The following is a 7,052-nucleotide window of genomic DNA, read 5'->3' as shown; positions in this document are numbered from 1 at the left end:
TTCAGCGCATCGCGGGCCAGCCGCAGGTGTTTTTCGACCGTGGCGGGCGTCAGCCCCATGATAGTGGCGATATCCAAAGCGGTTTTGCCTTCGCCAACCCATTCCAGCACCTCGCGCTGGCGATTGGTCAGGGCGCGGCGGGCACTTTTATGCGGCAGGCACGAAATTTTCATATGCGCGATATTGGCAAAAACCGTTATTTTCTGACCGTTTACGCGCCAGTATTCATCCACTTCGTCCTGCGATCTGCCCGGTGCCGCGGCCAGTCCCAGCGCGCCCTTGGCCCGGGACGAGGTTTCATGAAAACTGATCGCATAGCCGACCTTCAGACCGTGCGCGTGGTTGAAGGCCAGCACTCTTTCCTCGTCGGGCGTCAGGCCGCCGTCGCGAGACAGATCCTCGGCCCATTGCCACGAGCAACTGCCGGTATTGCCGGACACCCAGCGCAGCATCGGGCCATTGCGGTAATAGCCCATGTCCAGATACTCGCTGAGATAATCAGGCGAATAGTTCGACAGAACCAGAAAGTCCTGCAAATCGCCCCAAGACTGTGCGGTGCGAAAGCGGGTAAAGCCATAAAGCAGGCGGTCGAACCCGTGACCATCGGCAAAGCCGACAAGGCGCTGCCAGACGTCCTCGACCGTCTGCGCCTCGATCAGAGCTTCCAGTTCGTCCAGCATAGGTGGCGTTCCCAAGGCCGGGTTTAGATCCGGCACGTATCCTTAGCGGCGACTACGCCGATTGCATTTCCTCCATTTAGGGAAAGCCGGGGTGAGATGTCGAGATTTTTTGCGTTAACGCGTGAAGGGGAATATCGGATCAGATTTCCCCGCAAATCTTACCATTCGCATTAATAACGCGCCGTAATGTATTGTTATATATGGTGTATAACGGGTTTCCGCACCACTTTTACAACCGGGTTTATTTACATAATACTGATTATCGGAACTAACCTAAAGCGTATCCAGCCCCCCGCACGGTGCGCACAGGATCGTCGCCGCCGTGTTCGCACAGCACTTTGCGCAGCCGTCCGATGTGCACATCGACGGTCCGGGTATCGACATAGATGTCCCGGCCCCAGACCCGGTCCAGCAATTGTTCGCGGCTCCAGACCCGGCCGGGTTTTTCCATGAACGCGCTTAGCAGCCGGAATTCAGTCGGCCCCAGTTTCAGCGGATGCTCGCCGCGCGTCACCTTGTGGGTCTCGGAATCCAGAACGATATCGGCATATTCCAGACGCTCGCCGACACTGGCCGGACGGCTGCGGCGCAGCTGGCTGCGCACACGGGCCATCAGTTCGACCACGGAATACGGTTTGACCACATAGTCATCCGCCCCGGTTTCAAGCCCCCTCACCCGGTCGACCTCTTCAGCGCGGGCCGACAGCATGATGATCGGCACGCCACGGGTCTTGGCATTGGATTTCAGACGGCGGCAGACCTCGATCCCGGACACATTGGGCAGCATCCAGTCCAGAACGATGACGTCAGGCTGCGCTTCGTTGACCAGAAGCAATGCCTCTTCGCCATTTTCGGCCTGGGACACGTCAAAGCCTTCGGCGGTCAGGTTATAGGCCAGAACCTCGCGTTGTGCCGGTTCGTCCTCGACGATCAGAACCGAGGGTTGTTCTGCCCGGCTCACCCTTCGATCTCCAGATTTTCAACCGAGGTCTGGTCGCCCTTGGGGCGCGATTCCTCGGGCAGTTCGCCGGTGGACAGATAGATCACCTGTTCGGCGATCGAGGTGACATGGTCGCCCATGCGTTCGATGTTTTTCGAGATGAAATGCAGATGCATACAGGCGGTGATATTGCGCGGGTCTTCCATCATAAAGGTCAGGAATTCGCGGAACAGCGCGTTATACATCTGGTCCACTTCCAGATCGCGCTGGCGCACGTCCTCGGCCAGTTCGGCGTCGCGCTGAATATAGGCGTCCAGCGCGTCTTTCAGCATGCCTTCGACCGTGACCGACATGCGGCGAATGGCGCCGGCGGCGCCTTCGATCGGCGACATGTGGACCAGAACGCCGGTGCGCTTGGCAAGGTTCTTGGCATAGTCGCCGACCCGTTCAAGGTTGCCCGAGATTTTCATCACCGTCAGCACCGTGCGCAGGTCGCCGGCAATCGGCTGGCGGGTGGCCAGCAAAAGCGCGCATTGCTCGTTCACCTGCTCTTCCAGCGCGTCGATGGCGGCGTCGCGGGCCCGGACCTTTTCGGCCATCTCTTCGTCCCGCAACTCCAGCGAGGTCGCGGCATCCAGAATAGCGGCCTCGACCAGTCCGCCCATCTTCATGATCAGCGCCTGAATCGATTCAAGATCGCGGTCATAAGAGGAAACAATATGAGCTTTTTCAGACATTTATAAAGTTCCTTACCCGATCCGGCCGGTGATATAGGCCTCGGTGCGTTTGTCGTGCGGATTGGTGAAAATCTGGCCGGTGTCGCCGAATTCAACCAGATTTCCCAGATGGAAAAACGCGGTTTTCTGGCTGACGCGGGCCGCCTGCTGCATCGAGTGCGTGACGATCACCACCGAATAGTCGCGGCGCAATTCGTCGATCAGTTCCTCGACCTGCGCGGTGGCAATCGGGTCCAGCGCCGAGCACGGCTCGTCCATCAACAGGACTTCGGGCTCGGTGGCGATGGCGCGGGCGATGCACAGACGCTGTTGCTGCCCCCCCGACAGGCCGGTGCCCGGTGCGCTCAGCCGGTCCTTGACCTCGTCCCAGATCGCGCCGCGGCGCAGGGATTTCTCGACGATCTCGTCCAGTTCGGCCTTGTTGCGGGCCAGCCCGTGAATGCGCGGGCCATAGGCGATATTGTCATAGATCGACTTGGGGAACGGGTTGGGTTTCTGGAACACCATGCCCACCTTGGCGCGCAGCTGCACCGGGTCGACCTTGGGGTCATAGATGTCTTCGCCGTCCAGCTTGATCTCGCCCTCAAAGCGGCAGATGTCGATGGTGTCGTTCATCCGGTTCAGACAGCGCAGGAAAGTGGACTTGCCACAGCCCGACGGGCCGATGAACGCGGTCACGGTCTTGTCGCGGATATCGACATTCACGTCTTTGATGGCATGGTTATTGCCATAATAGACCTGACAGTTCCGCGCCGTAATTTTAAGCTCGTTGGCGTCCACGTCTCTCTCCAACAGTCGCATATCGTTCATTTTGGCAGTCCCTTACCAGCGGCGCTCGAACCGGCGGCGCAACAGGATTGCGACGGCGTTCATGAACACAAGGAAGATCAGCAGGACGATAATAGCGCCCGAAGCCCGTTCGACAAAGGCCGGGTCGGCGCGCTGAGTCCAGTTATAGACCTGCACCGGCAAAGCCGAGGCAGGATCGAAAAATCCTTCGGGCGGCGCGTCGGGGTATTCGCGCACGAAAGCCACCATGCCGATCAGCAACAGCGGCGCGGTTTCCCCCAGCGCCTGCCCAAGGCCGATGATCAGCCCGGTCAGAATGCCCGGCGTGGCCAGAGGCAGCACATGGTGGAACACCGACTGCATTTTCGAGGCCCCTACCCCCAGCGCCGCATCGCGGATCGACGGCGGCACAGCGCCCAAAGCGGCCCGCGCCGGAATGATGATCCGCGGCAGCGTCATCAGTGACAGCACCAGCCCGCCAACGATCGGCGCCGATTGCGGCAGACCGGCAAAGTTGATGAAGATCGCAAGGCCAAGGATACCAAAGACGATCGACGGCACGGCGGCAAGGTTCGAGATATTCACCTCGATCAGGTCGGTCCAGCGGTTCCTGGGGGCGAATTCCTCAAGATAAATGCTGGCGGCAACCCCGATCGGCAACGCCAGCAGCAGCACCACAATCATCATGTAAAGTGAACCAAGGATCGCCACGCCCAGACCAGCGGCCTCGGGCCGGTTTTCCGACGCATCGGGACGGGTGATAAAGCCCCAGTTAAAGCGGATTTCGACCACCCCGGCCTCGCGCAGCGCGTCGGCCAGCATCAGCTGTTGCGGCGACACGTTGCTGTCCAGTTCGGCACTGTCCATGCTGACGCGGTCTTTGAAATAGCCGTCGATCCGGCCATTGGCCAGAAAGGTAAAGGGCACGGTGCGGCCGATCACTTGCGGGTCGGCCAGAACGAAATCGCGCATCTGCGCCGGGGCATCCTTAGACACCAGCGCGGTGGCGTCCTTGTCGGTCAGCCCGTCGATGGCAATGCCGTTTTCCGCAATCGCCTTTTGGATCGCGGCTTTCAGCAGTGGCGCATAGCCAAAGGTCGAGACCTTTTTCAGATCCTCAAGATCGCGGTTGCCGGTCTTGTCCAGCTTGGCCTCGACCAGTTCGACATCCAGCGTGATAAAGGTCTGCTGAAACGCGCTCAGGCCGTTGCCAAGGATCGAGGTCAGCAGCAGCGCCAGCGCCAGCAGACCGGCACAGACCGCGATCAGGCCATAGGCGCGGAACCGGGCCTCGGCGGCGTTGCGGCGGCGGGTCAGCTTGCTGGGGGTCAGCAACGAACCGCCATGCGGGTTGTCCCGGTCGCCGGTTTGGGCGGAGAGGTCGCTCATTCATACTGCTCCCGGTATTTGCGCACGATATACAGCGCCAGCACGTTCAGCCCCAGCGTGATGACGAACAGCGTCAGGCCAAGGGCAAAGGCGACCAGCGTTTCGGGGCTGGCAAAATCGGTGTCGCCGGTCAGCTGGCTGACGATCTTGACGGTGACGGTGGTCATGGCCTCGAACGGGTTCAGGCTCATCCTTGCGGCGGCCCCTGCCCCCAGCACCACGATCATGGTTTCACCGATGGCGCGGCTGGCGGCCAGCAGGATCGCGCCAACGATCCCCGGCAGCGCCGCCGGGACCACCACCTGCTTGATGGTTTCCGACTTGGTGGCGCCAAGGCCAAGGCTGCCATCGCGCATCGCCTGCGGCACAGCGTTGATGATGTCATCCGACAGCGAGCTGACGAACGGGATCAGCATGATCCCCATCACCAGACCCGCCGTCGCCACCGAGGCCGAGCTTTCGCCGAACCCCATCGGCTGGGCGAAATAATCCCGCAGCGCCGGACCCACGGTCATCAGCGCAAACAGGCCGTAAACGATGGTCGGGATACCGGCCAGAACCTCGATCGCGGGCTTGGCAAAGGCGCGCATCTTGCGACCGGCATATTCCGACATGTAGATCGCCGCGAACAGGCCGATCGGCACCGCCACCAGCAGCGCGATCAGCGAGATATACAGCGTGCCCCACAGCAGCGGCAAAATACCCAACTCGGACCCGCCGCGGAAATTCGGCGACCATGTGGTGCCAAAGAAATAATCCAGCGCCGAATGCTGACTAAAGAAATTTCTGGTTTCCAGCAGCATCGACATGACGATGCCGACCGTGGTCAGAATGGCGATGGTCGACGCAAGGATCAGCAACGCCTTGATCACCCGCTCGACCACGTTGCGGGCGCGGAAATCGGCTTTGCTGCGGGCGACGCCATAGGCCAGACCGGCCCCGGCCAGCAGCAGCACGGCGATGGTCATGGCCAGACGCGATTTGGCGGTCATCAGGCGATAGACCTGCGCCGCGCGCAGGATCTCGGGCTGCACGTCCGAGCCCAGAGCGATGCCGATTTCACCAAGACGGCCGCGCAGATCGCTTACCCCGGCCTGCACGTTGCGGGCCTCATCGGCGCTCATACCGCCTTGGGCGACGGCAAGGTCCAGACCCTCGGCCACCCGGCGCACATCGGCCATCACCAGACCCAGACTCGAACCATCGGCAATCGCGGTTTCGGGGATCATGCTGGAAACCCGGTTTTCGATCACCATCGGCTGGATCAGCAACCACGCGATCAGAACGATCAGCGACGGCACGACCGCGGCCAGTAACACATGAAATCCGTAATAACTGGGCAGCGAATGCAGGGTCCGGGCATCGCCCCCCGCCGAGGCCATAGCCCGCGCGCGTCCCGCAACATAGCCCACAGCGCCAATCGCCAGCGCACAAAGGATGATCCACAAAACAGGCATCTGCGCCCCTTTGGCTGGAAAAGGTCCTAAAAGCAGAAGTCGGGCGGCGCGAAACAAACGCCGCCCGTGTGACGTTTACCGTCTTAGTTCATGGTCGCTTCATCGGCAACCAGAGCCTGCGTTTCGGCCAGCTCGGGGTCCGAAACCAGACCGTAAGCGGCCAGCGGGCCATCGGGGCCGGCGATCTCGTCCGAGACGAAGAATTCAGCGAAGTCTTTCAGGCCGGGGATCACGCCGATATGGGCTTTCTTGATGTAGAAATACAGCGGACGCGACACCGGATATTCGCCGGTTGCGATGCTTTCGGTCGACGGAACCACACCCGACATGGTCGCAACCTGCAGCTTGTCGGTGTTGTTTTCGTAGAAGGCCAGACCGAACACGCCGATGCCGTCTTTGTTGGCTTCGATGCGGGCCAGGGTCTCGGTATAATCGCCGTCGATATCGGTCGACACACCATCGGTGCGCAGCGCGATACAGGCTTTCTGAGCGGCTTTCTTGTCGTCGCCATTGGCAGCTTTGAACACGTCAAAGTCGCCCGATTCTTCACAACCGGCCAGGATCACCTTGTCTTCGAACACTTCACGGGTGCCGTGCTTGGTGCCCGGAACGAAAGCCATGATCGGCTGAGCCGGGAAGGCCGGGTTCACGTCGGCCCAGGTCTTGGCGGTGTTTTCAACGATCTTGCCGTCGACGACAACTTTGTCGGACAGGGCTTTGTACCAATCGATCGGAGTGAATTCGAAACCGTTGCCGTTGATGTCGCTGGCGAAGACGATGCCGTCATAGCCGATGCGGACTTCGATGATGTCGGTCACGCCGGCTTCGGCACAGGCGGCGATTTCTTTATCTTTGATTTTGCGCGACGCGTTGGCCACGTCGATGGTGTTTTCGCCCACGCCTTCACAAAAGCGCTTCAGGCCAGCCGACGAGCCGCCCGATTCAACAACCGGGGTCGGGAAGTCAAAGTTTTCGCCAAAGGCTTCGGCCACGATCGAGGCATAGGGCAGAACGGTCGACGAACCGGCAACCTGCACATTGTCACGCGCAGCGGCGGCAG

7 protein-coding genes are annotated in these 7,052 nt (G+C 60.6%); all 7 read right to left on the bottom strand.

Annotated features, from left to right (window positions below; genetic code table 11):
* Window positions 1–680, bottom strand: a 680-nt coding sequence (locus ABYW26_RS08245; protein ID WP_372604291.1) for a LuxR family transcriptional regulator, incomplete at its 3' end; no start/stop codon positions are given.
* A 268-nt stretch (window positions 681–948) separates the two neighbouring features.
* Window positions 949–1,641, bottom strand: a complete 693-nt coding sequence (phoB, locus tag ABYW26_RS08240) for a phosphate regulon transcriptional regulator PhoB (RefSeq protein WP_372604290.1) — start codon at window positions 1,639–1,641, stop codon at window positions 949–951.
* Window positions 1,638–2,357: a phosphate signaling complex protein PhoU gene (gene phoU, locus ABYW26_RS08235; protein WP_372604289.1), complete on the bottom strand. Its 720-nt coding sequence runs from the start codon at window positions 2,355–2,357 to the stop codon at window positions 1,638–1,640. The genes phoB and phoU overlap by 4 nt, the downstream gene beginning before the upstream one ends.
* A gap of 12 nt (window positions 2,358–2,369) precedes the next feature.
* Window positions 2,370–3,167, bottom strand: a complete 798-nt coding sequence (gene pstB / locus ABYW26_RS08230; RefSeq protein WP_372604288.1) for a phosphate ABC transporter ATP-binding protein PstB — start codon at window positions 3,165–3,167, stop codon at window positions 2,370–2,372.
* 12 nt (window positions 3,168–3,179) lie between these two features.
* Complete coding sequence (gene pstA / locus ABYW26_RS08225) at window positions 3,180–4,535, bottom strand: phosphate ABC transporter permease PstA (protein WP_372604287.1); 1,356 nt, start codon at window positions 4,533–4,535, stop codon at window positions 3,180–3,182.
* Window positions 4,532–5,992 carry a phosphate ABC transporter permease subunit PstC gene (gene pstC / locus ABYW26_RS08220; RefSeq protein ID WP_372604286.1) on the bottom strand — a complete coding sequence of 487 codons (1,461 nt, stop codon included), beginning with the start codon at window positions 5,990–5,992 and terminating at the stop codon, window positions 4,532–4,534. The genes pstA and pstC overlap by 4 nt, the downstream gene beginning before the upstream one ends.
* An 83-nt stretch (window positions 5,993–6,075) precedes the next feature.
* Window positions 6,076–7,052: substrate-binding domain-containing protein (locus tag ABYW26_RS08215; RefSeq protein ID WP_372604285.1), on the bottom strand; the 977-nt coding region annotated here is incomplete at its 5' end.

The sequence above is a fragment of the Actibacterium sp. genome (genome assembly GCF_041584535.1).
GTDB lineage: Bacteria > Pseudomonadota > Alphaproteobacteria > Rhodobacterales > Rhodobacteraceae > Actibacterium_D.
The sequence above is the reverse complement of the archived record's forward strand: the minus strand, read 5'-3'. Positions and strand labels throughout refer to the sequence as shown.

Bases quoted from the DNA above. Each gene is read 5' to 3' on its own strand.
- pstC (WP_372604286.1), bottom strand. From the start codon at position 5,992: ATGCCTGTTTTGTGGATCATCCTTTGTGCGCTGGCGATTGGCGCTGTG.
- pstB (WP_372604288.1), bottom strand. From the start codon at position 3,167: ATGAACGATATGCGACTGTTGGAGAGAGACGTGGACGCCAACGAGCTT.
- pstA (WP_372604287.1), bottom strand. From the start codon at position 4,535: ATGAGCGACCTCTCCGCCCAAACCGGCGACCGGGACAACCCGCATGGC.
- phoU (WP_372604289.1), bottom strand. From the start codon at position 2,357: ATGTCTGAAAAAGCTCATATTGTTTCCTCTTATGACCGCGATCTTGAA.